This is a genomic window from Curtobacterium sp. APC 4022 (genome assembly GCF_030407555.1).
Lineage (GTDB): Bacteria > Actinomycetota > Actinomycetes > Actinomycetales > Microbacteriaceae > Curtobacterium.
Genome location: NZ_JASDDD010000006.1, coordinates 80446 through 105691, shown reverse-complemented (window position 1 = coordinate 105691; position 25246 = coordinate 80446). Strand labels below are relative to the sequence as shown.

26 protein-coding genes are annotated in these 25246 nt (G+C 71.8%); 9 read left to right on the top strand and 17 right to left on the bottom strand.

The window, feature by feature from the left end; translation table 11 throughout:
• Window positions 1-124 precede the first annotated feature (124 nt).
• Entirely contained in the window at window positions 125-1285 is a 1161-nt protein-coding gene (locus tag QL987_RS03660) for a glycosyltransferase (protein WP_290156313.1), read from the top strand.
• A 349-nt stretch (window positions 1286-1634) separates the two neighbouring features.
• Here QL987_RS03660 and QL987_RS03655 read toward each other — a convergent pair whose 3' ends face one another.
• From QL987_RS03655 to QL987_RS03620, 8 genes are all read right to left on the bottom strand, one after another.
• Entirely contained in the window at window positions 1635-2006 is a 372-nt protein-coding gene (locus QL987_RS03655) for a CrcB family protein (protein WP_290156312.1), read from the bottom strand.
• The gene (locus QL987_RS03650) at window positions 2003-2491 is read right to left on the bottom strand and encodes a CrcB family protein (protein WP_290156311.1); all 489 of its coding nucleotides are present in this window, start codon (window positions 2489-2491) and stop codon (window positions 2003-2005) included. The genes QL987_RS03655 and QL987_RS03650 overlap by 4 nt, the downstream gene beginning before the upstream one ends.
• Before the next feature lie 161 nt (window positions 2492-2652).
• Entirely contained in the window at window positions 2653-3078 is a 426-nt protein-coding gene (locus QL987_RS03645) for a DUF6314 family protein (RefSeq protein ID WP_290156310.1), read from the bottom strand.
• Window positions 3075-3740, bottom strand: a complete 666-nt coding sequence (locus QL987_RS03640) for a pentapeptide repeat-containing protein (protein WP_290156309.1) — start codon at window positions 3738-3740, stop codon at window positions 3075-3077. Before QL987_RS03640 ends, QL987_RS03645 begins: the two co-directional genes overlap by 4 nt.
• A gap of 78 nt (window positions 3741-3818) precedes the next feature.
• Window positions 3819-4475 carry a hypothetical protein gene (locus QL987_RS03635; RefSeq protein WP_253466436.1) on the bottom strand — a complete coding sequence of 219 codons (657 nt, stop codon included), beginning with the start codon at window positions 4473-4475 and terminating at the stop codon, window positions 3819-3821.
• 131 nt (window positions 4476-4606) lie between these two features.
• Entirely contained in the window at window positions 4607-5458 is an 852-nt protein-coding gene (locus tag QL987_RS03630) for a LamG domain-containing protein (RefSeq protein ID WP_290156308.1), read from the bottom strand.
• Window positions 5455-6339: a S26 family signal peptidase gene (locus QL987_RS03625; RefSeq protein ID WP_290156307.1), complete on the bottom strand. Its 885-nt coding sequence runs from the start codon at window positions 6337-6339 to the stop codon at window positions 5455-5457. The genes QL987_RS03630 and QL987_RS03625 overlap by 4 nt, the downstream gene beginning before the upstream one ends.
• Before the next feature lie 95 nt (window positions 6340-6434).
• Complete coding sequence (locus QL987_RS03620) at window positions 6435-7082, bottom strand: hypothetical protein (protein ID WP_111075140.1); 648 nt, start codon at window positions 7080-7082, stop codon at window positions 6435-6437.
• Window positions 7083-7289: 207 nt separating this feature from the next.
• On the opposite strand from QL987_RS03620, the gene QL987_RS03615 reads away from it, so the two are divergent.
• Window positions 7290-7757 (top strand): MarR family transcriptional regulator, encoded by a 468-nt coding sequence (locus QL987_RS03615; protein WP_284158303.1) that lies wholly within the window; start codon window positions 7290-7292, stop codon window positions 7755-7757.
• Between the two features lie 61 nt (window positions 7758-7818).
• Here the strand turns inward: QL987_RS03615 and QL987_RS03610 are convergent, their stop codons facing one another.
• The 6 genes from QL987_RS03610 to QL987_RS03585 form a co-directional block, all read right to left on the bottom strand.
• On the bottom strand, window positions 7819-8547 hold the full coding sequence (locus tag QL987_RS03610) for a S1 family peptidase (protein WP_111075142.1): 729 nt from the start codon (window positions 8545-8547) through the stop codon (window positions 7819-7821).
• Between the two features lie 115 nt (window positions 8548-8662).
• Window positions 8663-9688, bottom strand: a complete 1026-nt coding sequence (locus QL987_RS03605) for an NAD-dependent epimerase/dehydratase family protein (RefSeq protein ID WP_290156306.1) — start codon at window positions 9686-9688, stop codon at window positions 8663-8665.
• Window positions 9685-10884 (bottom strand): zinc-dependent alcohol dehydrogenase, encoded by a 1200-nt coding sequence (locus tag QL987_RS03600; protein WP_111075278.1) that lies wholly within the window; start codon window positions 10882-10884, stop codon window positions 9685-9687. The genes QL987_RS03605 and QL987_RS03600 overlap by 4 nt, the downstream gene beginning before the upstream one ends.
• 184 nt (window positions 10885-11068) lie before the next feature.
• Window positions 11069-11899, bottom strand: coding sequence for a cytochrome c oxidase assembly protein (locus tag QL987_RS03595; RefSeq protein WP_290156304.1), 831 nt, complete (start codon window positions 11897-11899; stop codon window positions 11069-11071).
• A gap of 79 nt (window positions 11900-11978) precedes the next feature.
• Window positions 11979-12620, bottom strand: a complete 642-nt coding sequence (locus QL987_RS03590; protein WP_290156303.1) for a DNA alkylation repair protein — start codon at window positions 12618-12620, stop codon at window positions 11979-11981.
• 37 nt (window positions 12621-12657) lie between these two features.
• On the bottom strand, window positions 12658-13818 hold the full coding sequence (locus QL987_RS03585; protein ID WP_111075146.1) for a peptidoglycan DD-metalloendopeptidase family protein: 1161 nt from the start codon (window positions 13816-13818) through the stop codon (window positions 12658-12660).
• A 376-nt stretch (window positions 13819-14194) separates the two neighbouring features.
• On the opposite strand from QL987_RS03585, the gene QL987_RS03580 reads away from it, so the two are divergent.
• The 6 genes from QL987_RS03580 (at window position 14195) to QL987_RS03555 (ending at window position 21954) form a co-directional block, all read left to right on the top strand.
• Window positions 14195-15853 carry an ABC transporter substrate-binding protein gene (locus QL987_RS03580; RefSeq protein WP_290156300.1) on the top strand — a complete coding sequence of 553 codons (1659 nt, stop codon included), beginning with the start codon at window positions 14195-14197 and terminating at the stop codon, window positions 15851-15853.
• Window positions 15850-16803 carry an ABC transporter permease gene (locus QL987_RS03575; protein ID WP_290156299.1) on the top strand — a complete coding sequence of 318 codons (954 nt, stop codon included), beginning with the start codon at window positions 15850-15852 and terminating at the stop codon, window positions 16801-16803. Before QL987_RS03580 ends, QL987_RS03575 begins: the two co-directional genes overlap by 4 nt.
• The gene (locus tag QL987_RS03570) at window positions 16800-17687 is read left to right on the top strand and encodes an ABC transporter permease (RefSeq protein WP_290156297.1); all 888 of its coding nucleotides are present in this window, start codon (window positions 16800-16802) and stop codon (window positions 17685-17687) included. Before QL987_RS03575 ends, QL987_RS03570 begins: the two co-directional genes overlap by 4 nt.
• A gap of 76 nt (window positions 17688-17763) precedes the next feature.
• Entirely contained in the window at window positions 17764-19590 is a 1827-nt protein-coding gene (locus QL987_RS03565; protein ID WP_290156337.1) for a gamma-glutamyltransferase, read from the top strand.
• A gap of 7 nt (window positions 19591-19597) precedes the next feature.
• Entirely contained in the window at window positions 19598-21247 is a 1650-nt protein-coding gene (locus QL987_RS03560) for an ABC transporter ATP-binding protein (RefSeq protein ID WP_290156294.1), read from the top strand.
• A 35-nt stretch (window positions 21248-21282) separates the two neighbouring features.
• Window positions 21283-21954, top strand: a complete 672-nt coding sequence (locus tag QL987_RS03555; RefSeq protein ID WP_290156293.1) for a GntR family transcriptional regulator — start codon at window positions 21283-21285, stop codon at window positions 21952-21954.
• 78 nt (window positions 21955-22032) lie between these two features.
• Here the strand turns inward: QL987_RS03555 and QL987_RS03550 are convergent, their stop codons facing one another.
• From QL987_RS03550 to QL987_RS03540, 3 genes are all read right to left on the bottom strand, one after another.
• Entirely contained in the window at window positions 22033-22434 is a 402-nt protein-coding gene (locus tag QL987_RS03550) for a VOC family protein (RefSeq protein WP_290156291.1), read from the bottom strand.
• 113 nt (window positions 22435-22547) lie between these two features.
• Window positions 22548-23507, bottom strand: a complete 960-nt coding sequence (locus QL987_RS03545) for a hypothetical protein (RefSeq protein WP_290156289.1) — start codon at window positions 23505-23507, stop codon at window positions 22548-22550.
• Between the two features lie 35 nt (window positions 23508-23542).
• On the bottom strand, window positions 23543-24586 hold the full coding sequence (locus QL987_RS03540) for an NAD(P)-dependent alcohol dehydrogenase (RefSeq protein ID WP_290156288.1): 1044 nt from the start codon (window positions 24584-24586) through the stop codon (window positions 23543-23545).
• A gap of 195 nt (window positions 24587-24781) precedes the next feature.
• Between QL987_RS03540 and QL987_RS03535 the strand changes: the two genes are divergently transcribed.
• Complete coding sequence (locus tag QL987_RS03535) at window positions 24782-25219, top strand: OsmC family protein (protein WP_111075154.1); 438 nt, start codon at window positions 24782-24784, stop codon at window positions 25217-25219.
• Window positions 25220-25246: the final 27 nt, after the last annotated feature.

The following is a 25246-nucleotide window of genomic DNA, read 5'->3' as shown; positions in this document are numbered from 1 at the left end:
CCAGCCCCGCAGCGCCAGCAGCGCAGCCTCGCCCTCCGGCGCAGCCAGAAGTCGACCGGGTCGAAGAGGCTGAGCCAAGATCGACCCCAGACAATTGCGGTAACCGCAATTCAGATAGGAAGTCATGACGAAGATCCTGTTCACCGCCGTATCCGCTCACGGGCATGTTCTGCCCCTCGGCCCGCTGATGCAGGCCGCCCTCGACGACGGCCACGACGTCGCGCTGATCGCAAGCGAGGGCCTTCGCGGGCTCGTCGAGTCGGAGCTCCCCGCGGGCGTCACCCTTCTCGCAGCCGGCCCCATGCCGTTCGAGCTCGCCACGACCGCCGCGGAACGCACGGGCGGCGACGTGATGCAGCCGAGCATCGAGGGGATCGGCGAGACGTTCGGTGGCGTGCTGGTCGACCTGTCGCTGCCCGAGGCTCTGCCGCTCGCCCGCGCATGGCAGCCCGACGTCGTCGTGGCCGACCAGTACAACACCGTGGGCCCGCTGATCGCGGCGATCTTGGACGTCCCGTGGTACCGCTACGCGATGTCGGTGCACCCGCCGCAGTCGTGGACCGAGGCGATCGACGCGTCGGCGGCCTCGCGGTACGAGTCGTACGAGACTGCGCCGGTCGCCCCGCAGGCGACTTTGCTCGCCTGGCCGTCGTCCCTCACGGATTCGGGCGATGCCGCTTGGACCGATGCCCCCGTCCACGAGATCGCGTTCACCGCGCACGTCGGGCGTTCGGGCGGCGACGTGGTCGATGTGGCCGATGCCGGTCGCACAGCCGACGCCAGCGAGGCGCAGCCGAAGGTGCTCGCCACCTTCGGCACGATCTTCTCCGACGCCGCATCGCTCGAGCGACTCGCCTCGTCGCTCGACGGGATCGACACGGTCATCACCCGTGGGCTCGCGCTCGGCGAGACGACGGCCGGCGACGAAACGACCGGGTCGGTGCAGTGGGCCGAGTTCGAGCCGATCGGCCGACTGCTCGAGGGCGTCGACCTCACGGTCAGCGCGGGCGGCGCGGGTACGGTGCTCGCCTCGCTCTCGCGGGGTGTTCCGCTCGTGCTGTGGCCCCAGGGCGCCGACCAGCCACACATTGCCGAACAGGTCGTCCGGGCGGGCGCCGGAGTCACCATCGCGTCCCTCGATGACACCCGGCAGGCGGTGGACGATGTGCTGCGCGACCCGCGCTTTGCCGAGCGCGCCGCAGCTATCGCCGACGAGAACCGATCACGGCCTCAGCCCCGCGAGGTGCTGGGCTCGATCCTGCAGCAGACGTCGCGCCTCAGCTGAGCCTCGGTCGTCCGCGTGCGCTCCGACGGCGGCGCGCTCCTGGACCCTGCGAGCCGGGTCGAGGCCCGGGTCGGGTGTGCCGCCGGACTCGGGCTGACGCCGGTGGCACCAGGAAGTCGACGGCACGGTGATCGGCCGAGTGCTGGCGGTCGACGCGGTCGGGTGGGCCGACGTGCTCGGCGTGTCCGCGGCGGGCAACGCGGCGAACGCGGTGCACACCGTGGTCGCCGCGGCCGCGGCCGCTGCGGGTCGCGGAGCGGGGCCGCGGTGCACGGCGACCTGCTGCAGGCGGACGTCGCGTCCGCGGTCCGGGGGCGCGCAGCGGAGGCCGTCGATGCGCCCGTCCCGGTCAGGTGAGGGTGCCGATCGCGACACCCGCGGCAGCAGCGGCCACCGACACCACGAGCATCCCGAGCCCGTTGACGGCGGCGGCCGTGGTGCGGCCGCTGCGGGCCAGGCGGACGGTCTCGAAGCTGGCGGTGCTGAACGTCGTGTAGCCGCCCAGGAGCCCGGTGCCGAGGACCGCGACCGACACGACACCGAGGTGCCCGGCGGCGCCGGTGACGACGCCCAGGAGGAACGAACCGGTGACGTTGATCGTCAGCGTCCCGACCGGGATCCGGAACTCCCGACCCCGGTTGACCGCCCCGTCCAGGAGGAAGCGCAGCGCCGCACCGAGTCCGCCGGCGGCCGCGACGCCGAGGAAGACCACCGCGCTCATGCCCGCGCTCCATTCGACCGGATCCGGCCCGCGACGGCGATGCCGACACCGGTCGCGACGGCACCGGTGAGCACCGTCAGCAGCGCGTACCCGGTCCCGTCGAGCCCGCGGCAGTCGCGGAACAGGACCGCGGTGCTCGTCGCGAGGGTGCTGTACGTGGTGAAGCCGCCGAGGACTCCGGTGCCGAGCAGGAGTCGCATGGTCCGGCGGCGGCCCGCATCAGCTCCTCGACGGGCGAGGTGCTCGAGCAGCAGCCCCAGCAGGAGCGCACCGGAGACGTTGATCCAGAAGATCGCCCACGACACCCCGTGCTGCGCCGGGAACGCCGTGCTGATCGCTTCACGCGCGGCGGTGCCGATCGCACCGCCGACCGCCACGAGGCCCAGGTACCGCCACCGCAGGTGCACAGGCCGCGGTGTCGCGGGCGTGGACGTGGACGTGGACGCATCGTCGATGTCGGGGTCGATCCCCACGGGTTCGGACATGGCTCTCCCTACCTCAGGCGCGTCGGAACGCGACCAGCTGAGATAGGGACTGTTGTCGACGGACGTCGAGGTTGGGTCCGGCAAGCCCCACTGCCGGGTCGGATGACGACACCAGTATGCACCTTCGACCGGGCACCGCGCGATCGCGTCCCGACCGGCCGTCACCCCGTCGGCGTGAGCGTGCTCGCGAGGAGCAGGTCCTTCGCCGGGCCCCGCGCGTGCCAGCGGACCGTCCACCGCTCGGGTGTCCCGGCGAGCAGACCGGTGTAGTCGTCGGGGGCGCAGGCATGCTCGACCTGCGTGCCCCATACCCAGTCGTGGAACGGGCGGCCGTCGGCGAAGCAGACCAGCCACCGACCGTCCGGGTCTGCTTGGCCCCGCCGGACCGTCAGTGTCCGCCACACCGGGGTCGTGCGGTCGCCGAGGACCATCGTGCCGGCCTCGTGCCAGCACACGGTGTCATCGTCGACCGTCGTGAGCTCGGTCGTGCCGGTGACGGTGCCGCGCAGGTCGGCCAGCCGGTCGTGCACGGTCCGGTCGAGCACCCACTGCCCGAGCAGGTCGGTGGGCGCGAGCGCGTCGGTCACTCGACCCGGTAGCCGGCCTGGGCGGCCAGCAACGGGGCGAGCGTGAAGAGCTGCTCGCCGCCGATCGTCGCACCGCGCAGACCGTCCAGCCGCTCGAGTCGGTCGAGGTCGGCGCCGCGCAGGTCGACGTCCTCGATGCGGGTGTTCGTGCCCGCGAACTCCCGGACGGTGCTGCCCGGGAACGACACCCGTAGCAGTCGGGCGTCCGCGATGTCGATCTCGTCGATGACGCAGTCGCGGAACACGACGTCGGTGAGCGTCGAGGCGCGGAGGTTGACGAACCCGAGCTTCAGGCCGACGAACTCGACGCTGGCGAGCGAGCTGTCGTGCAGTTCGGCCGAGCCGATCCGACCCCCGGCGATCCGGACCTCCCGCCAGGCACCGCTGACGGCGCGGAGCACGGGGGCATCGAGCACCTCGACGACGCTGTCACGGATCCGGAAGCCACGGAGTTCGGCGTCGCCGGCGCGGAGGGTCTCGATGACGCACTCCTCGACCTCCAGGTCGGGCAGCCGCTCACCGGACAGGTCGAGGACGCCGATGCGCTTGCCCTCGATGCGGTCGCCGGTCAGGACGTCGCCGGGGCCGGGCGTCCAGTCCTCCAGGTCCGTCGGTTCGGTGAGCGTGATGCGGGGCGCCGTGACGCCGGTCTTCCGTGCCATGCCCCCAGTCTGGCGCGCGGCACCGACGAGGTGCCGATCTGGTGGTGGGATTCGCTCGGTCGCCGGCGTGTGGAACGCCTATCCGTCGAGCACCGAGGCGCTCTGGCCGACCTTCCGCAGGAACGCGGTTTCGAGGCGCTTCGCGCGCCCTGATGCCTCCGGGTAGCCGCGGCCCCGGAGGGTCGCGATCGACGACCGGACGAGTTCCTCATCCGGTCGCTCACTCGCGACGACCTCGCAGGCTGCCGCGTAGAACACACGTTGCACAGGACCGCCCGGATGGCCCCAAGGAACGGTGAAGTCGTCGTCGTCGTGCGCCAGCAGGACGTCCCGCACTGCTTCCAGCGAGTCGAAGCGTGCCATGAGGTCATCGGCGCTTGAGAGCGCGTTCCCGATGCCGTTCGACAGCTCCGCGAGGTCCATCTCGCCGAGTTCGTCGCCGAGGATCGCTGAGAGGATCCGGCCCGGACCCGCACCGCTGTCCCGCAGGACTCCGCTCATGAACGACCACGCGACACTGCTGCCGTACCCCGGTTCCCAGATGATCGACGACACGTGCTCGTTGACCAGTCCCCATTGGATGTACTCGTTGAACCCGCTCCGCGTCCACCCCAGGGTGCGCGTGATCGACCCGACCGGCTTCCCCCATCCCTGCCCGCCGATCCGGCGGTACCCCCGGAGCTTGATCGACCGCACGAACGCGGCGTTCTTCACTTCTGCGCGCAACGACACCACGGCTCTCCCCTCGGCACCCGGCCTCGTACCGGACGCCACAGCGATCTTCGCCCGGACCAGGCAGGTCACCACGGACATGCCAGCCGATCTACGGAGAACCGCCACGGCCTGGCGGAAGACCGCGGCCCGCCTCAGCGCCCGGCGTTGTAGTGGTTCGCGACCTGTGTCGCGGAGAGCACCGAGCTGTACACGGCGGCGAACCGCATCGAGCCGGCGTAGTAGTAGTTGCCCGCGCCCGGCCACCCGGTGATCGTGTCGTAGCCGACCCGGAAGTACCCGGCCGCGTTCTCCGGGGTGGTGAAGGCGGTGTTCGACGCGACCAAGGCCCCGTCGGCGTAGAGCCGCATGCCCGTCGAGGGGGACATCGTCGCGACGACGTGGTGCCAGGCTCCGTCGCTGTACGCCTTGGGCGACGTGACGACCTGCGTGGTGTTGTTGTACGTGCCGAAGACGAGCTGCCCGCTGGTGTTGAGGTACACCTGGCGGTCGTGCTGCCCCGAGACGGAGACCTGGTTGCTGCCGAACCCGATGAGCAGGCCGCCGGCGACCGTGGTCCGGAACCAGACCTCCTCGCTGAAGGTGGTCGGGTTGCGGTACATCGTCGGCGTGGAGACGAAGCTCGACGACCCGTCCAGCACGTAGGCGCCACCGGTGTCGCGGGGGCAGGCCTTGGGGGTGGTCGTCGCCGTGATCATCGACCCCTGGTAGGTGCCGTTCGCGGCCTTGCCGGAGTCGTCGACGGCGGTCTTCGCGTTGCTGGCCTCGGTGAGCTGGTAGGTGAACAGTGCGTTGGCGTTGTCCACGTCGACGGCGCTCGCGCAGGTGAAGTAGCTGGCGGTGCCGGCGCTATTCGAGCCGTTGGTCACCTTCGCGCTGAACGCGGACCGGGTCGGCGCGAACTGGTTGAGCACGATGACGACGGCGAGTGCGACGACGAGCAGGACGGCGACGACCTTGCCGTCACGGAGTCGGTGCAGGTTCACGCGGCACGCACCGCCTCGACGCGGCCGATCGCCAGGCAGAACAGCAGCGGCAGCAGGCAGGCGGCGATGAGCGCGGCCCAGCCCATCGGGTCCAGGTCGATGTTCGACATCAGCTGGTACTGCCCGTGGTGGGAGAGCTCGTGGATGGTGACCCGCCCGACCTCGCCGTCGACCAGGTGCACGGTGTTGCCACCGACCGCGTCGATGCGGACGGGGAACATGCCGGAGGAGACCACGGTCGCCTCGACGGTGCCCTTCGCGGACGTGTTCGAGATCGTGGTGACGTTGACGAACGGCTTGAGCAGGAACGCGGCGTACGCCACGGTGAGCGCGCTGCCCGCGATGCGCAGGCTGCCACGGGTGATCCGGTCGGTGAAGGCGCTGGTCAGTGCCCAGATCAGGAGCGTGCCGATCAGGAGGATCGGAGCCGCCCGGAAGAGCCAGCCCAGGTGCGGGACGAGCAGGACCGGGGCGCCGACCAGGTTCTCCTGGGTGAGCGTCCACGGGTCCTCGGCACCGTTCACGTCACCGCGGGCGTGGATGCCGCCGTCGGGGTCGATCGCGACGATGCGGTGCGTGTAGGTGACGTCGGGGTTCGCGGGCGTCTGGTAGGACACGATGTCGCCGATCCGGAGGGACGACGCCTGCACCGGCATGTCGAGCACGAGCGTGCCGACGGGTGCGGCTTCGCCCATCGACGGGGTCTCGACGACGAACCAGCGGCCGCCGTTGGTGAGGAAGAGGACGGCGGCGGTGAGGAACAGTGCCGCGATCGTGGCGACCGACCAGGCGAGGACGGTCTCGGAGCGGCTGATCGCACGACCGCCGAGGAGCGACCGCGGGAGGGTCCCGCTGAGCGGGATGGCCGAGGTGAGGCTCATGTGTTGCTCCGTCCTGGTCGGTCGTGGTCACGGTGAATGGCGACGCTCGACCGTAGGGGGGTCGGTCGAGCGTCGCCGGTCTGGGGTGCTGCGGATCAGGCGGTGAAGGTCCAGGTCATCGGCACCGAGGCGGCGAGGCCCTGGTAGGTGTTGCCGGCCGAGGAGTCGAGCGTGACCGCGAAGTTGAAGGGGACGCTCGCACCGGCGGCGGGAGCGGTCGGCAGGGTGATCGCGGCGCCGCCCTTGAAGCTGGCGAGGGTGCCGGAGAAGACGGTGGTGGAGCCGGAGGTGACGACGAGGTTCATCTTCGCGCACAGGTCGGTCGCGGTGCCGTTCGACGTGCCGTTCGCGCTCTGCGTGCAGGCGGCGCCCGGGGTCAGGGTGAAGGTGCTGGCGGCTGCGGTGCCGGTGTTCTTGATGGTGATCGGGGTGTTCACCGTGTTGCCCGGGGTCATCGTCGTGCTGCCACCGAACTTGTTGATGGTGGAGCAGGTCGCGGCGTTGGTCGAGACCGAGCCACCGTCGGTGCTGAGGCAGGTGACCGACGCGTTGGCGTTCTGCTCCTGCATGATCAGCGTGCCGCTGGCAGCGGTGTTGCTGCTGTTGGTGATGCTCGCGGCGAACCCGGAGAGGGTGCCGGTGAGCGAGAGGGAGAGGAGCACGGCGGCGAAGATGCCCGCGAGGAGCGCCACGGGTGCGAAACGGATGCGCTTCAGCGGGGAGGTGCGGAGCTGGTTGGACACGGGGTACCTCGATGTTCGTGGGGGTCTGGTTCGCAATCTCCGTCTGGCCGATTGCTCAATGATTAAGATAGTCACCGGTTCAACAAGATGGAACCGCCGTGTGGCCCCCAGAGCGGGGGACACGACGGACTGGAGGCGCATCCACGTCCGGCAGGCACGCCTCGGACCGGTAACCTCCCGCAACGAGAGAGATCTGGAGAACGACTGGTGAGCACGCGAGACGAGAAGGACGCGACGGACCTGATGGCCGCGTTCGACGCCGTCGTGCGCGCCAACGCGAGCCTGGTGGGGCAGCTCAGCGCCCGCGCCGGCGTGCACGAGAGCGGCCTCCGCGCGCTCGTGCTCATCAGCGACACCGGCTACTCCACCCCCACCGAGGTCGCCGGGTTCCTCGGCCTGACCTCCGGCGCGGTGACGAACATGGTCGACCGACTCTCGACGGCGGGACTCCTCGAGCGCACACCGAACCCGTCCGACCGACGAGGGTCGCTCCTGCGCCTCAGTTCGGCGGGCGAGGCCGTGGTCGCGGACTACCGGGAGCGCTACGCCGCCATGCTCCGCGCCGTCGACTCCGGCCACCGCGGGGACCTGCACGCGGTCCTCAACGACCTGGCGACCGGCCTGTTCGAGCAGGCCGCGACGGCCGGCCCTGCACCGGCGGACGCCCCGGACTGACCCCGCCGCCGGACAGCAGAACGGGCGCCACGGTCGACGACCGTGACGCCCGTTGCTCCGCTCAGATGCCCGCCGTGCTCCGGATCCACGAGGACGCCTGTGCGAGCAGCGCGTAGTTCGACCCGGCACGGGTGTTCGCCCCCGGGTCGGCGCTGTCACCGGTGGAGCACACGCCGACGACCTTGCCGTTGACGATGAGCGGCCCGCCGGAGTCTCCGTGGTTCGAGGCGCCCGAGACACCGGTCACGTGCTGCGCCCGACCGCCGAACGCGTCGGTGCTCGCCCCGGTCAGGGACACGGACGCCTGGTACAGCCCGTCGGACTGCACGGCGTTCGCGCGGAGGCCGTAGCCTTGGATGGTGCCGGTGCCGCTCGACTTCGCGGTCGCGGCCAGGTCCAGCGGCGTGTACGAGGACAGCGCGTACGCGGTGCGCAGGTGCACCAGGGCGACGTCACCGGTGGGGGCGGCGCTGATCCGGTCGACGGCGACCGGGGTGCCGCGATTCACCGTCGAGTTCGAGTGGTAGACGTTCATCGCCCCGATGCCGTCGATGCAGTGCCGGGCGGTGAGGACCCAGGACGCGGAGATCTGCTCGCCGGTGCACGAGCTGGCGTAGCCGGCGGGGATCGTGCCGCCCGTCGCCTGGAGCTGGACGATCGACGCCGTCGCCGGGGCCTTCTCGCCGCCGACCACACGGGTCGACGCGGTGAGCGCCGAGGCGGGGGCGGCGGCGAACAGGCCGGCGGCGATGACGGTGGCCACGGCGGCGGCCGCGATGGACTTCTGCATGTCGACTCCTCTGTCGGTGAAGCACAAGACAGTTGCGTACTGCAACTGACTCGTATCCTCACCCGCCGCAGAGGGCGACGCCAGTCCGCTCTTCAGCGGACCCGGCCGGGCGACCTCAGCCGCGCAGCGGCGGCGACGCGGGCACGCCGTGCTCGTCGGCGAACCCGGCCACGAGGTCACGGAAGGCGTCCTCGGCACTGTGCCGGGCCTCCCACCCGAGCACCTCGCGCGCCCGGTCGGTGCGCATGATCGGCACCCCGGCGGCGATGTCCACCCAGCCGGCGTCGGTCGGCTGCAGGCGCAGCCGCCACGTGAGCGTGACGAGGCCGCGCACCAGGCCGAGCGGCACGCGGACCGCGCCGAGCATCCCGAACACACGCGCCATCCGCGGTGGCGTGAGCACGGGGGCAGCGGCGATGTTGAACGCGCCCGCGGCCTTCCGGTCGATCGCCCGCCAGTAGGCGTCGGCCAGGTCGTCGGCGTGCACGGCCTGGAACACGAACGGGTACGGCAGCGGCAGGACGGCCCAGCGGATCCATCGCACGATCCGCATCGGCACCAGGTGTCCGAGGAACAGCCCCCGGATCTCGGCGGCGGCATCGCGCTGGAAGACCAGCCCGGGGCGCAGTCGGGTGACGACGACGTCCGGGTGCTCGCGCTCGAAGACGTCCATCGCCCGCTCGTTCTCGGCCTTGTGGATCGAGTAGGTGGCGGTCGGGATGCCGTCGGTCGGCCAGGACTCGTCCACCGGAGTGCGCTTGCCGTCGGCGTCGACCCCGCGGTAGGTGCCGACCGAGGACGCGACGACGACCTGCGGCACGCCCGCGGCGGCGACGGCGGCCAGGACGTTCGCGGTGCCGCGGACGTCGGTGCGGTGCTGCGCCGGGATGTCGTGCGTCGGCTGCAGCGCCCACGCCAGGTGCACGACGGCGTCGGCTCCGCGGAACACGGCGGTCAGCCGGTCGATGGCGTCCGGGGCACCGACGTCGACCGTGTGCCAGAGCGCACTGTCGTACGGCTGGGCGCGCAGGTCGGGCTGGCGGCGGGCGACACCGACCACGTCGGCGCCGGCGTCCCGGAAGCGACGGAGCAGCGCGGTCCCGACGTTCCCGGTGGCGCCGACGACGACGATGCGGGTCATGCTGCGGAGGAGGCGGCGAGTGCCGGGTCGAGGACGACCTTGATGCAGTCGTCCTCCTTCTTCTGGAAGACCTCGTACATGTGCGGGGCGTCCTCGAGCGACACCCGGTGGGTCGTCAGGTCGAGGGTGCCGAGCGGGTCGGACGGGTCCTCGACGAGCGGCATGATGTCGTCGATCCAGCGCTTCACGTTGCACTGGCCCTCGCGGATGGTGATCTGCTTGTCGAACATGGTCATCATCGGCATCGGGTCGGCCATGCCGCCGTAGACGCCGCTCAGCGAGACGGTGCCACCGCGGCGGACCAGGTCGATCGCGGTGTGCACGGCGTCGAGCCGGTCGACACCGGCGGTCTCGATGGCCTTCTGCGCGAGCTTGTCGGGCAGCAGACCGGCGGCACGCTGGGCGAACCCGGCGACGGGGTTGCCGTGCGCCTCCATGCCGACCCCGTCGACGACGGCGTCGGGGCCGCGGCCGTCGGTCAGGTCGACGAGCTCCGCGACGAGGTCCTTCGACAGGTCGAACGTCTCGATGTCGTACTTCGCCGCGAGGTCACGACGGACCTGCTCCGGCTCGACGGCGAGCACGCGGTAGCCGAGGTGCTTGCCGATGCGGGCGGCGAACTGCCCGACCGGGCCGAGGCCGAGGACCGCGAGCGTCCCACCCTCGGGCACGTCCGCGTACTGCACGGCCTGCCAGGCGGTCGGCAGGATGTCGCTCATGAACAGCCACTGGTCGTCGGCGCCGGTGTCGGGCACCTTGATGGGGCCGTAGTCGGCGTGCGGCACGCGGAGGTACTCGGCCTGGCCGCCGGGGACCTGGCCGTACATCTTCGTGTAGCCGAACAGTGCGGCGCCGCTGCCGTACGCGGTCACCTGGGTGGTCTCGCACTGGGACTGCAGCCCGCGCTTGCACATGTAGCAGTGGCCGCAGGAGATGTTGAAGGGGACGACGACACGGTCGCCGACCTTGAGGTTCGTGACGGCCGAGCCGACCTCCTCGACGATGCCCATCGGCTCGTGGCCCAGGACGTCGCCCTTGTCGATGTACGGGCCGAGGACGCGGTACAGGTGCAGGTCGGAGCCGCAGATCGCCGTGGAGGTGATCCGGACGATCGCGTCCGTGGGCTCCTGGATGGTCGGGTCGGGAACGGTCTCGACGGACACCTTCTCGGTGCCCTGCCAGGTCAGTGCGCGCATGCGTGCGCTCCTCTCGTCGCGGTCGCGGCCGGACGGGAGGCCCGGCACGCGTCGTCCCATCGGTACGCCTCCGCCTCGTGCGGGCTTCCCAGCGTGGGTCGCTCAGCGCTGCGGGAAGGCAGCGAACGCGCCGGACACGCCGAAGGAGCGGACGCGTCGACGGAGCAGACGCCTCGGGGTGCGCTCAGCTCGCCGCGTCGGAGGCGACGGGTGCGGCGGGCGCGGGGCGGGCCTCCCGGACGTCTGCGGCCACCCGCTCGTCGTGTGCGGTCCGCGCGTCGCGGGCTCGTTCGCCGGCGATGACGACGCCGAGCGCGACCGCGTACAGGACCGCGCCGATCCACAGGGCGGCCGAGGCCGACGGCACCTGGTCGGCCGGGATCCCGGGCACACCGGCGGCTCCCATCAGCGCGGCCTCGACGCAGAGGACCGCGGTCGACAGCACGACGACGGTCACGCGCAGCCAGCGCGGGGTGCGGCGGATGCCGGCCGAGACGCCGACCACGCCCGCGGTCAGGAGCAGCCCGGCGAGCAGGAACCCGATCATCACGACCGAGTGCAGCGCCGGGTCGCGGGTCGAGTCGGATGCGGTGGTGCCGGTGTAGAGCAGCCAGGAGCCGCCGACGACGAGGACGGCGGCGACCACCGGGAACGCGAGTGCCCGGGTGAGCGGGTTGCCGGCCAGCCGACCGAGGCGCTGCAGCGGGACGGGCTCGAGCGTGCGGCGGGCGAGCGTCACCGGCGAGCCGAGCACCAGCAGCACCGGGGCGACCATGCCGATGACGACGTGCCCGAGGACGTGCGTGGTGAGGTCGTGGCCTCCGGCGTGGCCGAGTGGACCGACCAGGACCGCGGCGATGGCGAGCAGTCCGGCGATCCAGGCGACCGTGCGGGCCAGGGGCCAGGCGGCGTGACCGCGTCGCCGCTGTCCGGCCGCGCCGACGATGTACACCGCGCCCGCCACGGTGAGGGCGATGAGGGTGAAGGTCCCGAGCATGCCGCCGTGAGAGTGCACCGATGAGCTCCTGTCGTGTTCCGACCATCCTGTCGGAGACCGGTGCGCTGTGTTCGGCGCGACCGGGATCCACGACTGGTCAGCCGCGCAATCGGTCCCGTTCCGCCGGTGGCAGGTGCTCGGTCGCGGTCTCCAGCGCCGCACGACTGAGGAACCGGCCCTGGCGTTCCAGGAACCCGATCAGCTCGGCCTCGGACGCCCGCTTGCCGGTCTCGCGCAGCACCCAGCCGAGGGCGGACTGCACGAGGTCGCCGCGCTCCCGGACCAGCCGACCGACGACGGCGAGCGGGACCTCGGCGTCGCCCTGCTTCGCGAACGCCAGGGTCGCCACCGCCGCGGCCCGACGGACGAGCGCCACGTCGGACTTCGCGAGCGCGAACAGCGGCCCGGTCGAGCCGCCGAGCAGCGGGGCGCCGACCAGGTCCTCGGCTGCCAGGTCGACCAGCGCCGGGTCGTCGATCCGCTCGGCCCGGAGTGCGGACAGGTACTCGTCGGTCAGGTCGGGATCCGGAGCCCGGCGTGCGGCCTGGCGTTCGCGGGCCGCCTGCAGGAGCAGCACGACGGCGACGAGCCGGCCGCCGGGGTCCTCGCTCCAGAGCAGTGCCGACCGCTCCCCCGGGTCCAGGTCCGCGAAGCGGCGGGCGACGCGGCGTGCGGCACCGACGTCCCCGGGCGTTCTCGCGAACGCGACGAGGACGTCCTCGGCGGTGGGGCGTGACATCCCCACCACCCTACGGCCGGGGCTCGGCGTGCCGGCGTCAGCGGAACGCGAGGATCGTCAGCGGGTCCTTGAGCGTCCCGTTCACACGCGTCTCGACGTGGACGTGCGGGCCGGTCGACTGCCCGGTGTTGCCGGACTTGCCGAGCTGCGTGCCCAGCGAGACGACCTGGTCCTTGGTCACGGCGATCGAGCTCATGTGCGCCGTCAGCACCGTGGTCAGGCCGTACGTCACGATGACGTAGTTGCCGTAGCTGGCGTTGTTGCGCACCACCGTCGTCACGCGACCGGCACCGGAGGCGTAGACCGGCGTGCCGACCTTCACCGGCGAGTCCGTGCCCTGGTGGTAGCGCGGCACGTGTCCCGCGCCGCGGTCGTCGCCGTAGCGCCCGGTGATCGTGGTGCCGGCGACCGGCCACTGCAGTCCGGTGACCTTCTTCGTCGACCAGGACCGGGTGTCCGCCTTGCCGTAGAGGACGACGTTGCCGTCGAGCTGCACCAGCAGTGCTCCGCCGCCCTTGCGGGACGTGTTCGACGCCCAGAGCGCCTTGCCGCCGCCCTTCGGGTAGACCACCAGGTTGCCGTCGGCCTGCACCGCGGCGGTCGCGCCGGGGTGCCGGAAGGTCTTGGACGACCACGCGGCAGCGGTCCCGACGTACTGCACGAGGTTGCCGTCGGCCTGCATCGTGAACGTCTGCTGCCGGCCGGACCCGGATCGCAGGACGGTGCCGGGCAGGATCGTCGTGCCGGCGGGGACCCGGTTCTGGAACGTGTCGAGCTTCCATGTGGTCTTGCCGGCGGTGTCGAGCAGGCGCAGGCTGCCGTCACCGCTGACGGTCAGGGCCTTCGTCGGGGAGCTCTTCGGGCCCCACTGCGCCACCAGCTTGCCGTCCTTGATGATCGACAGCGGCCCCTCCTTCTGGACGACCGTGGCGGCCCCGTACTGGTTCGGGGTGTTCGACGCCCAGAGCACCACGTTGCCGATGCCGTACTCGACGAGGTTGCCGTCGCCCTGCATCACCAGGCGGAACTGCCCGTTCGGGGAGGTCACCTGGTCGCCGGCGCGCAGCCAGGTGCCCGCCGGTGCGGAGCCGGTGTAGGTGGTCGCTGCGTGTGCCGGTGCGGCGACCGCGACGAGTCCCGCGGCCGCGATCGCGACGGCGGTGACGGCCGCGGCGAAGCGTGCTCGTGCCCTGATCATGTGGTGGTCGTCCCTGCTCGTGGTGAGGCCCACCGCGGGCGGCCGAGCGCCAGCGCGGTGCGTGTCCTGTGTCGAGCGGTCCCTGTACAGCTCGACGGTCAAGGGTCGCAGGCCGGGCGCGCCTGGGGTATCCCCCGGTCCGGGGGCGTTGCGCGACGCGGGTCCGTGTGCTCCCGGCGTTCCGGGGACACGACGCGCACATGCGTGCTCAGTCGGCGACGTGTTCGACGCGGCCGTCGCGGGGGCGATGGTTTTACACGATCGAAACAGATTGTGCACAAACGGGGGCCCTCATCCGTGATTGTATGCAATCAACCCCGCTCCTGAGCGCGATCCCACGAGGAACGCCACGCCACACACCGCATCAGGAACCCCCATGTCCCCGATCAGTCCCCGTCGCCGCCGCACGCTCCTCGCCCTGCCAGCGGTCGTCATCGCCGCCACGCTCGCCCTGACCGCGTGCGTGCCCGTCCAACGCTCGAAGGCCGGCGGCACGACCGCCGGCACCGTCACCACCGCACCGATCGGCGACCGCCAGGTCCGCGAGGGCGGCGACCTCGTGATGGCCCTCTCCGCGGAGCCGGACCGTCTCGACCCCACGACCTCGTCGTCGCTGTACACCCGGTACGTCATGGAGACGATGTGCCAGAAGCTGTACGACATCGACGACGAGGGCGCGATCGTCCCGATGCTCGCGACGGCGCTGCCGACGGTGTCCGACGGCGGGAAGACGGTCACGTTCCCCGTCAAGACCGGCGTCCGGTTCGCCGACGGCACCCCGTTCGACGCGGCGGCCGTGGTCACGACGCTCGAGCGGAACCTCACCAAGGCCGACTCCAGCCGGAAGAGCGAGATGGGGCCGGTGTCGGACGTCACCGCGGTGGACGACCACACCGTCCAGCTGCACTACGACACCCCGTTCGCACCGATCACGGCGGCGCTCGCCGACCGCGCGGGCATGGTGATGTCACCGACCGCGCTGCAGGAGGAAGGCGACGGGTTCGGGGACGCCCCGGTGTGCGTCGGCCCGTACAAGTTCGTCAAGCGGGTGCCGCAGACCTCGATCCAGGTGGAGCGCGACCCGGAGTACTACGACACGGCGAGCGCCCACTTCGACACGATCACCTACCGGATCATCACCGACGCCAGCATCCGCGCGGCGAACCTGAAGTCCGGGGACGTGCAGGTGGCGGACACGATCTCCACCCAGGACGTCGACGACCTGCGGAAGCGGAAGGACCTGACCGTCCTGCGCACCGGGTCGCTCGGGTACCAGGGCATCACGGTGAACATCGGCAACCAGGACGGCGTCGGCACGGACCCGCGGCAGATCGACACCCCGCTGGCGAAGCGTGCGGACGTGCGGCGAGCGCTGTCGATGTCGATCAACCGCGCCGAGCTCGTGCAGAGCGTGTTCCACGGCTGGGCGGACGTCGCCTGCTCCCCGGTGCCGGACACGAGCATCTTCGCGAGCGACGCCAGCAAGGCGTGCCCCGCGTACGACCCGGACGCCGCGAAGGAGATCCTGCGGAAGGCCGGCGTGCAGCAGCCGTTCCCGATCGAGATGGAGGTGACGAACACCCCCGACACGGTCCGGTTCGCCCAGGCCCTGCAGGCGCAGGCCCGTGCCGGTGGCTTCGCGATCACGATCACCCCGGTGGAGTACACGACGCTGCTCGACGACCAGACCCGTGGCGACTTCCAGGCGCTGCAGCTCGGTTGGTCGGGCCGCGTGGACCCGCACGGCAACATCGGCGGGTTCCTGGCGACCGGCGGCGGCAACAACTACGCCGGCTACAGCAACCCCGAGGTCGACGACCTGATCGACCGCGCCGCGCAGGCGACCGACGAGCAGGAGCGTGCCGACCTGTACGGGCAGATGACCGAGCTGGTGCAGCGCGACGACCCGATCATCTACCTCTACCGGACCCGGAGCATCACCGGGCTCCGGAACGACGTCGCGGGCGTCTCGACGTACGCCGACGGCGTGGTCCGGCTCAGCCAGGCCGCGTTCGTGGAAGGGACCGACAAGTGATCCGCTACGTGACGACCCGCCTGTGGCAGGCGGCGCTGACCCTCGTGCTCGCGTCCATCGTGGTGTTCGTCGGCGTTCGGCAGCTGCCGGGCGACCCGGCGCTCGCACTCGCCGGTGAGGAAGCGAGCCCCGCCCGCCTCGCCGCGGTCCGGGCCTCGCTCGGCCTCGACGACTCGATCGTCGTGCAGTACTGGCGGTTCGTCGTCAACGCGCTGCAGGGCGACCTCGGCCGCTCGACCCGCACCGGCACCCCCGTCACCGAACTCCTCGGCGCGACGCTCCCGGTCACGCTGTGGCTGGCGCTGTACGCGATCGTCATCGCGGTGCTGGTCGGCGTCGCCCTCGGCACCCTGGCCGAGCGGTACCGCGGCCGCTGGCCCGAGTGGATGGCGAACGCCGCGGCGCTCGTCGGGCTGTCGGTGCCGAACTTCTGGCTCGGGATCCTGGCGATCGTGTGGCTCGCGGCCGGCCTCGGGTGGTTCCCCGCCTCGGGCTACGTCCCGATGACGACGAACCCGCTGAACGCGCTGTACCACCTGACGCTCCCGGCCGTGATCCTCGGCACGTCCCTGGCAGCCGTGATCATGCGGCAGACCCGGGCGTCGATGATCGAGACGATGAAGACCGACTTCGTCCGGACCGCCCGGGCCAAGGGGCTCTCCCGCGGCCGGGTGCTGTTCCGGTACGGCCTGCGGAACTCGATGATCGTGGTCGTCACCATCGTCGGGCTGCAGCTCGGCGGGCTCATCTCGGGCGCCGTCGTCACCGAGCGCATCTTCGCCCTGCCCGGGTTCGGCAAGCTCACACTCGACTCGGTGTTCACCCGGGACTACCCGGTGATCCAGGCCGTCGTCCTCGTCATCACGCTCGGCTACGTGCTCATCAACTTCGCCGTCGACGTGCTCTACTCCGTCATCAACCCGAAGATCCGCGTGGGAGGGACCAAGTGACCACGCTCACCCCGACCGAAGCCGCCGCGTTCGACCTCGGCTCCAGCCGCGGCCGTGTCTGGCGGCAGGTCCGATCGAACCGCCTCGGCATGACCGGGGGCGTCATGCTCGCGGTCGTCGTCCTCGCGGCGCTCACCGCACCGCTCGTCGCCCCGCACGACCCCACCGAGACGCACTTCGACCTGCCGTTCCAGGTGCCGTTCACGGTCGGGTTCGGCCTGGGCACCGACGACCTGGGGCGCGACATCCTGTCCCGCACGCTCTACGGCGTGCAGGTCTCGCTGATCGTCGGCGCGCTGTCCGTCCTGGTGTCCGTCGTCATCGGCACGCCGCTCGGCCTGCTCGCCGGGTACTGGAAGTGGCTCGACGCGGTCATCTCCCGCCTGACCGACGTGGCCCTCGCGTTCCCGTTCCTCATCATCGCGGTCGGCCTCGCCGCCATCAGCGGCCCGAGCCTGTCGAACGCGGTCATCGCGATCGGCGTCTCGCACGTCCCGGCGATGATCCGCATCGTCCGCGGTGAGACGCTCCGCATCACGAGCGCCGACTTCGTCACGAGCGCGAAGACCCTCGACGCCGGTGGCGCCCGCATCATCGCCCAGCACGTGCTGCCGAACTGCGTGTCGGCGATCATCGTGCAGGCGACGGTGATCATGCCGGTCGCCGTGATCGGCGAGGCGCTGCTGTCCTTCCTCGGGCTCGGCATCCAGCCGCCCACGCCGAGCCTCGGCATCATGCTCTCGGACGCCCAGCAGTACCTCGGCCAGGCGCCGTGGGCCGCGGTCGTCCCCGGCATCGCCATCGCCGTCATCTGCCTCGGCTTCAACCTGTTCGGGGACGCCCTGCGCGACGCCCTCGACCCCACCGCCTCCGACCGGAAGTGACACCGTGAGCACCAACCCCGCCTTCGTCGAACCGAGTGCCGAGACCACCCGGCCGGACCTGCTGGGCACGTTCGGCATGGCCGCGTCCACGCACTGGATCGCGACCGCCACCGCGCAGTCCGTCCTGGAGCGCGGCGGCAACGCCTTCGACGCCGCCGTCGCCGGCGCGTTCGTCCTGCACGTCGTGGAACCGCACCTGAACGGCCCCGGTGGCGACATGACCGGGATCTTCGCCACCGCGGACGACCCGACGCCCCGGGTCCTCATGGGGCAGGGTCCGGCTCCGGCCGGCGCGACGCCGGAGCACTTCCGCGCCGAGGGCCTCGACCTCGTCCCCGGCGCCGGGGCACTCGCCGCGGCCGTCCCGGGCGCCGTCGACGCCTGGCTCCTGCTGCTCCGCGACCACGGCACGTGGGAACTCGCCGACGTCCTCGCGCCGGCCGTCGGCTACGCCCGTGACGGGCACCCGATCGCGCCGCGAGTGGCCGCGACGATCGCGACGGTGGAGAGCCTGTTCCGCGACCACTGGCCGTCCTCCGCCGACCGGTGGATGCCGGGAGGCTCGTTGCCGGTCGCCGGGGACGTCGTCCGGAACGAGACGTGGGCTTCCGTGCTCGAGCGGCTCGTCGACGCCGGGTCCGGTCACGACGGGGCCGCAGCGGAGGGCCGCGTCGCCCGGATCGACGCCGCCCGGGACGCCTGGGCCACCGGGTTCGTCGCCGAGGCGATCGACCGCTTCGTGCGGACCCCGCACCGCCACGCCTCGGGCACCGACCACGCCGGGGTCATCCGGGCCGAGGACCTCGCCGCGTTCCGGGCCTCGTACGAACCGGCGACGACGGCCGAATTCCGCGGCTGCACGATCGCGAAGACCGGGCCGTGGGGACAGGGGCCGGCGCTGCTCCAGACGCTGCGACTGCTCGACCCGCTCGACGACGCCCTGCTCGACCCGTCCACCGTCGCCGGTGCGCACACGATCGTCGAGGCGCAGAAGCTCGCCCTCGCCGACCGCGAGGCGTACTACGGCGACGGCGACGTCCCGATGGCCGAACTGCTCTCCGACGCGTACTCCGACGAGCGCCGCACCCTCATCGGCGAGCGCGCCTCGCACGAGCTCCGTCCGGGGTCGGTGTCCGTCGCCGCCGGGGCGCTCCCGCCACTCCGCGAGACGTACACGCCGAGGGGTGAACCCGTCGCCGGTGTCGGCGAACCGACCGTGCCCGGTGCCCGTGGGAACGCGGTCGCGGCCCCCGCCGAGGACGACGCCCTGACCGAGGACCGCGGCGAGCCGATCGTGATGGCGACCGGCGAGACCCGGGGCGACACGGTCCACATCGACGTCGTCGACCACTGGGGCAACATCGTCAGCGCCACCCCGTCCGGCGGCTGGCTGCAGTCCTCGCCGACGGTCCCGGAGCTCGGGTTCTGCCTCGGCACCCGCCTGCAGATGGTCTGGCTCGAGGACGGCACCGCGTCGACGCTGCGCCCCGGCCAGCGCCCGCGGACGACCCTCACGCCGACCCTGGTGCTCCGCGACGGCGCACCCGTCATGGCGCTCGGCTCCCCCGGCGGTGACCAGCAGGACCAGTGGCAGCTGCTGTTCCTGCTCCGGACGATCGTCGGCGGGTACACCCCCCAGCAGGCCATCGACGCTCCCGCGCTGCACACCACGTCCTTCCCGGGCTCGTTCTGGCCCCGGACCTGGACGCCCGGTGGCCTGGTGGTCGAGGACCGCCTCGGCGACGACGTCATCACCGGCCTCGAGGCCCTCGGCCACGTCGTCACCCGCGCCGGTGACTGGTCGCTCGGCCGTCTGTCCTGCGTGACGCGGGACCCCGCCACCGGCGTCCTCGGCGCCGCCGCCAACCCGAGAGGAGCCCAGGGACATGCCACAGGACGCTGACGCACCCATGACCGACCGGACGACGACCGACGGACGCGGGCCGAGCCTCCCGGCCGCCCCCGGCGAGCCCCTGCTCTCCGTGCGTGACCTGCGGGTCGCGTTCGGCAGTACCGAGGTGCTGCACGGGGTCGACCTCGACGTCCGCCGCGGCGAGCGCGTCGCGATCGTCGGCCAGTCCGGCTCGGGCAAGTCGACGCTCATCGCGGCGGTGCTGCGGCTGCTGCCGGGCGCCGGACACGTCACGGGTGGATCGATCCGGCTCGGCGACCTCGACGTGACCGGGGCCGACGAGTCCGCGATGCGGCGCGTCCGCGGCGGCCGGATCGGGCTCGTCCCGCAGGACCCGTCGACCAACCTCAACCCCTCGATGCGCGTCGGGGCGCAGATCGCGGACACGCTGCGCGCCGGCGGGATGCGCGGGCGGGCCACGATCCGCCAGCGGGTGGTCGCCCTGATGACCGAAGCCGGCATCCCGGAGGCGAGCCGGCGCGCGGACCAGTTCCCCCACGAGTTCTCCGGCGGCATGCGGCAGCGCATCCTCATCGCGATCGCGTTGGCCCGCCAGCCGGAGCTGCTCATCGCGGACGAGCCGACGAGCGCACTCGACGTGACCGTGCAGCGGCAGATCCTCGACCACCTGCAGACGCTCGTCGACCAGCACGGCACGACGCTGCTGTTCGTCACGCACGACCTCGGGGTCGCGGCCGACCGGACCGACCGGGTGGTCGTCATGCTCGACGGCGAGGTCGTCGAGCAGGGCGCGCCCGACGACATCCTGCGGAACCCGCAGCACGAGTACACGAAGCGGCTCATCGCGGCCGCACCGGCACTGTCCGGACTGCCGCCCGAGCCGATCGTCACCGGTGAGCCGATCCTCGTCGTGTCGGACCTGGTCAAGGAGTACCGGATCCGCGGTCGAGGCGCGGGGACGCTGCGGGCGGCGGACGGGGTGTCGTTCGCGGTCCGCCGTGGGACGACCACCGCCGTCGTCGGGGAGTCCGGCTCGGGCAAGACGACCGTGGCCCGGATCGTGCTCGGCCTCGAGGCGCCGACGTCCGGCAGCGCCCTGGTCGACGGGCTCTCGATCGGCAGCGCGCGCGGGGCGGAACGACGGGGCGTCCGGCGACGGGTGCAGCCGGTGTTCCAGGACCCGTACGGGTCGCTCGACCCGACGTCCACCATCGAGCGGGTGATCGACGAACCGCTCCGGGTGTTCGGCATCGGCGACCGGGCCGCGCGCACCGAGCGGGTGGCGACCCTGCTCGACCAGGTCGCCCTGCCCCGGGCCGTCGCCCAGCTGCGGCCGAACGAGCTCTCCGGCGGACAGCGTCAGCGTGTCGCGATCGCCCGGGCGCTCGCGCTCGAGCCGGACCTGCTCATCCTCGACGAGGCGGTCTCCGCGCTCGACGTGCTCGTGCAGGAGCAGATCCTCGCCCTGCTCGACGACCTGCAGGACCGACTCGGGTTGAGCTACCTGTTCATCACGCACGACCTCGGGGTGGTCCGGCGGATCGCGGACGACGTCGTGGTGATGCGGCGCGGACAGGTCGTCGAGCGGGGCTCGGTCGCCCGGGTGTTCGACGACCCGCAGGAGCAGTACACGAAGGACCTGCTCGACGCGATCCCGGGCCGGTCCCTCGCGGAGAGCGCGGTGTGACGAGCGTCCCGGCCGGTTGTGGGACGCTTGGCCCCGTGCTGAACGGAGCCGGTGTCCTCGACGCGATCCGCCGCGACATCGTCGCGGGGGACCTGTTGCCCGGCACCCGGGTGACTGAGGCGTTCCTGGCGGAGCGCTACGGCGTCTCCCGGGTGCCCGTGCGCGAGGCGCTCCGCGGGCTCGAGGGCGAGGGCTTCGTCGTGTCGCAACCGAACGTGGGCTCGCGCATCGCGGCGATCCCCGTCGACGAGGCCGACGACCTGTTCGCGGTGCGTGAGTCGCTCGAGGTCGCCACCGCCAGGCGTGCCGCGACCCGTGCCAGGACACTGTTCGACGGCGACACCCCACCGGCGGACTGGTGGCGGGTGCGCCGGGAGCTCGGCGTGGTCCTCGACACCGGGGACCGAGCGGTGGAGCACGACGACCTCGGGCAGCTCGTCGACCTCAACGACCGCTTCCACTTCCTGGTCGCCGAGCTCTCCGGCAGCACCACGCTCGCCACGCTGCTCCGCCAGCTCTCGCGGAAGATCGAGTGGCTGTACGCGATGGACACCTTCTCGCGCGGCAAGCGGCTCTGGCCCGAGCACCGACAGATCCTGTCCGCGATCGACGCCGGGGACGTCGAGACGGCGGTCGCGCGCATGGCAGCGCACGTCCAGCAGAGCCGCGTCGGGTACGCGGCACGGACCCCGGACCGCGCCCGGTGACCGTGCCGTCGACCTCCTGCACCAGGGTGCCGTCCGCCTGCGTCGAGCGCGCCGGCTGACGACCGGAGGCGCGGGCCGTCAGGCGGTGGCGGCGACGGGCTTCATCCAGAACGGCGACCAGTGGTACCCGTCGGGGTCGTCGAACTGGCGTTGGTACATGAACGGGTAGTCGTCAGTGTCGCCGATCCTGCCGCCCGCAGCGGCCGCGCGTTCGACGAGCTCGTCCACGGCCTCCTGGCTGGGCAGGTCGAACGACACCGTCGTCTTCGAGGGGGTGTCCGGGCCGCCGATCAGGTCCTCGGTACCGCCGACGCTGGCGTACATCTCCCGACTGGCGAGCATGACGTACTGCTCGGGGGCGATCGCGAAGCAGGACACGGCGTCACCGGACATCTCGGCGTTCTGCGTCCACCCGAGCGCCGTGTAGAACGCGGTCGCACGCTCGACGCTCGCGACCGGACAGCTGATGAAGAGGGTCATGCGCGCAACACTCCTGCTGCCGAGGTCCCCCGTCAAGGCGTCACCGCACCTGCGATGCAACGATTGCATTGACTAACGAACACAAATGTTGCCCATACGTGCGCTGCGGTCCATCAGACCGTCGGCATGCCCGGGTAGCCCGTCGGCGTGACCCACACCAGCGACGACACCACCTCGCGACTACTCGCCAGGGCGTTCCGGAGCGACCGGGTGTTGCCGGGGTGGATGTGCCCGCGGAGCACGTCCGAGGGGCCGGCCGGCAGCGCACGAGCGAGCTGGCGCAGGACGAGCGGCCCGTACCCGTGCCCGCGGTGCTCGGCGTCCAGGACGATCTCCTCGACCGTGAACCCGGTGAAGCCGTCCACGTCGTCCCGCGCCGCAGCGACGACCCCGGCGGTGCGTCCGGCGATCACCACGTCGAACAGCAGCCCTTCCTCGTCCGCGTCGGCGAGCGAGTCCTGGTCGGCGGCGGTCGCCCACTGGTCCAGGTCCGGCTCCGAGCGCCGTAGCCCGTCGTAAGCATCGGCGACTCGGACCGCGGCGCCGGCCGGCTCGGCCCGGACGAGTTCGACGTCCACACCGGTGCTCGCGGCGCCGGCGGCCACCCGCGCGACCGGGGCCGCCACCACGAGCAGGTCCGGCACGGCGGTGAACCCGTCCGACGCCGGCGCCGACCGCTGGTCGCCGGGCAGGTGCACACGGAGGCACAGCGGAGCGAACTCCCGGTGGGCGATGAGCACCTCGGCGAGTTCTGCGATGCCGGCGGCGTCCGGGGTCACGTCCGTGGCGATCACGTCGACGAAGGGCTTCGCGATGTCCCGTCCGCGGAACCGGATGCCCGTGATGGCCCAGTGCCCGGACGACAGGTCGAGGCGTCGGTTGGCCCACAACAGTGGATCGGCGACGGGGAGCTGCACGGCATCGCGGACGGCTGCACCCCAGGAGGCGTCACCGACCAGGGCGAGCGCAGGGGCCGCCGACGCCGCCAGGTCCTGACGCCAGGACGGGTTCCAGTCCCGCAGCTGTGCCGGGGACCAGGTCTCGAGTGCCGAGTGGACTGCGGTGTCGGTCATCGGACCCGACCCTAGGGCCCGACGACCGGCGCACGCTAGAGCGTCGGCACGACCACCGCGCGGCCACTGAGCTCGCCGGCCTCGAGCTTCCGGTAGGCCTCGAGCGCGTCGGCCAGGGCGAACCGCTCGATGTCCGGCTCGATCTGACCCGCGCGGTACATCGCGACGACGTCGTGCAGGTCCTCGATCGTGCCCCAGTAGGTGTTCGTGATGGTCGACTCGTACGGCGTCGAGAAGAAGTTCCACTCGGTGGTCCCGCCGGCGATCCCGACGACGGTGAACCGGCCGCCGACGGCCATCGACGCCTGCGCGGTCTGGATGGTCGGGGTGACACCGACGAAGTCGAACGCGGCGTCGACGCCGGTACCGCCCGTGATCTCGCGGATCCGGGCGACCTGGTCGGGTCCGCTCGGCACGGTGATCGCGCCGCGCTCGGCGGCGCGGGCCATCGCGTCCTCCTTGGTGTCCGTCGCGATGACGGTCGCACCGGTGAGGGCGGTGAGGATCTGGACGGCGATCTGCCCGAGTCCGCCCAGGCCGACGACGAGCGCGTACTTGCCGCCACCGGCCAGGTTCGGCAGGGCGTTCTTGATCGCGTGGTACGGCGTCAGGGCGGCGTCACTGAGGGGTGCTGCCGCGATCGGGTCGGCGTCTCCAAGCGGGACGAGGTTGCGTGCCGGCACGACGACGTACTCGGCCATCCCGCCGTCGCGGCCCAGGCCGATGCCGGCGTACGGGTTGGTGGCCGTGTTCTCGCAGTAGGTGTCCTGCCCCTTCGAGCAGTACCGGCAGTGCCCGCAGCCGACCGGCCCGTAGACCAGGTACGCGTCGCCCACGGTGAAACCGGTGACGCCCTCGCCGACGGACTCGACCCAGCCGGAGTTCTCGTGGCCGAGGACGAACGCGGGCCGCTGTGCGCCGGGCTGCCCCTCCTGGAACTCACGGTAGACGGCGACGTCCGAGTGGCAGGCACCGGCGCCGGCGACCTTGAGGAGGACCTCGCCCGGACCCGGCGCGGGCTTCTCGACGTCGGTCAGGGACGGGGAGGTCTGGTACTGCTCGAAGACGACTGCACGCATGGCCCAAAACTACACCTGTTGCCGAAATCGCCGTCGGACCGGAGGACGCGCGACAGTCCGCCTTGCGCACCACCTGAGCCCCGGGAGCCGTCAGCCTGCGTCTTCCCCGGGAACCGGTTGCGAGAACGAGCGTTCTCCGATTGACTCGGCACCGAGGGTCGCACCCGGCCCACACCCCGAACGAAAGGAGCGGCCATGCCCACGCGCACCGCACGCACCGCCTGGAACGGTGGCCTCAACGACGGTTCCGGCCAGGTCGAACTCTCCAGCTCGAAGGTCGGCACGTACGACGTGTCCTTCCCGAAGCGCGCCGCTGACGAGGCCGGCGGCACCACCAGCCCCGAAGAGCTCATCGCCGCAGCGCACTCCGCCTGCTACGCCATGCAGTTCTCCGCCGTCCTCGGCGAGGCCGGCGGCACCGTCGAGTCCCTCGACGTCAAGGCCGACGTCTCGCTCGGCCCGGACACGGCCGGCTTCAAGCTCACCGGCATCGTCCTCACCGTGCACGGCGAGGTCACCGGCATCGACGAGGCGACCTTCCTGAAGGCCGCCGACGAGGCCAAGGCGACCTGCCCGGTCAGCAAGGCCCTGACCGGCGTCGACATCGAACTGCACGCCACGTTCGAGCAGTAAGCAGCGCGCACCGCACTGACGGGAGGC

Excerpts from the sequence above, each read along its gene's own strand:
- QL987_RS03610 (WP_111075142.1), bottom strand. The coding sequence starts at position 8,547 with ATGCAGAAGTCCATCGCGGCCGCCGCCGTGGCCACCGTCATCGCCGCC.
- QL987_RS03590 (WP_290156303.1), bottom strand. The coding sequence starts at position 12,620 with ATGTCACGCCCCACCGCCGAGGACGTCCTCGTCGCGTTCGCGAGAACG.
- QL987_RS03535 (WP_111075154.1), top strand. The coding sequence starts at position 24,782 with ATGCCCACGCGCACCGCACGCACCGCCTGGAACGGTGGCCTCAACGAC.
- QL987_RS03585 (WP_111075146.1), bottom strand. The coding sequence starts at position 13,818 with ATGATCAGGGCACGAGCACGCTTCGCCGCGGCCGTCACCGCCGTCGCG.
- QL987_RS03625 (WP_290156307.1), bottom strand. The coding sequence starts at position 6,339 with ATGAGCCTCACCTCGGCCATCCCGCTCAGCGGGACCCTCCCGCGGTCG.
- QL987_RS03600 (WP_111075278.1), bottom strand. The coding sequence starts at position 10,884 with ATGCGCGCACTGACCTGGCAGGGCACCGAGAAGGTGTCCGTCGAGACC.
- QL987_RS03660 (WP_290156313.1), top strand. The coding sequence starts at position 125 with ATGACGAAGATCCTGTTCACCGCCGTATCCGCTCACGGGCATGTTCTG.
- QL987_RS03545 (WP_290156289.1), bottom strand. The coding sequence starts at position 23,507 with ATGACCGACACCGCAGTCCACTCGGCACTCGAGACCTGGTCCCCGGCA.
- QL987_RS03655 (WP_290156312.1), bottom strand. The coding sequence starts at position 2,006 with ATGAGCGCGGTGGTCTTCCTCGGCGTCGCGGCCGCCGGCGGACTCGGT.
- QL987_RS03650 (WP_290156311.1), bottom strand. The coding sequence starts at position 2,491 with ATGTCCGAACCCGTGGGGATCGACCCCGACATCGACGATGCGTCCACG.
- QL987_RS03580 (WP_290156300.1), top strand. The coding sequence starts at position 14,195 with ATGTCCCCGATCAGTCCCCGTCGCCGCCGCACGCTCCTCGCCCTGCCA.
- QL987_RS03640 (WP_290156309.1), bottom strand. The coding sequence starts at position 3,740 with ATGGCACGGAAGACCGGCGTCACGGCGCCCCGCATCACGCTCACCGAA.
- QL987_RS03560 (WP_290156294.1), top strand. The coding sequence starts at position 19,598 with ATGACCGACCGGACGACGACCGACGGACGCGGGCCGAGCCTCCCGGCC.
- QL987_RS03565 (WP_290156337.1), top strand. The coding sequence starts at position 17,764 with ATGGCCGCGTCCACGCACTGGATCGCGACCGCCACCGCGCAGTCCGTC.
- QL987_RS03540 (WP_290156288.1), bottom strand. The coding sequence starts at position 24,586 with ATGCGTGCAGTCGTCTTCGAGCAGTACCAGACCTCCCCGTCCCTGACC.
- QL987_RS03550 (WP_290156291.1), bottom strand. The coding sequence starts at position 22,434 with ATGACCCTCTTCATCAGCTGTCCGGTCGCGAGCGTCGAGCGTGCGACC.
- QL987_RS03605 (WP_290156306.1), bottom strand. The coding sequence starts at position 9,688 with ATGACCCGCATCGTCGTCGTCGGCGCCACCGGGAACGTCGGGACCGCG.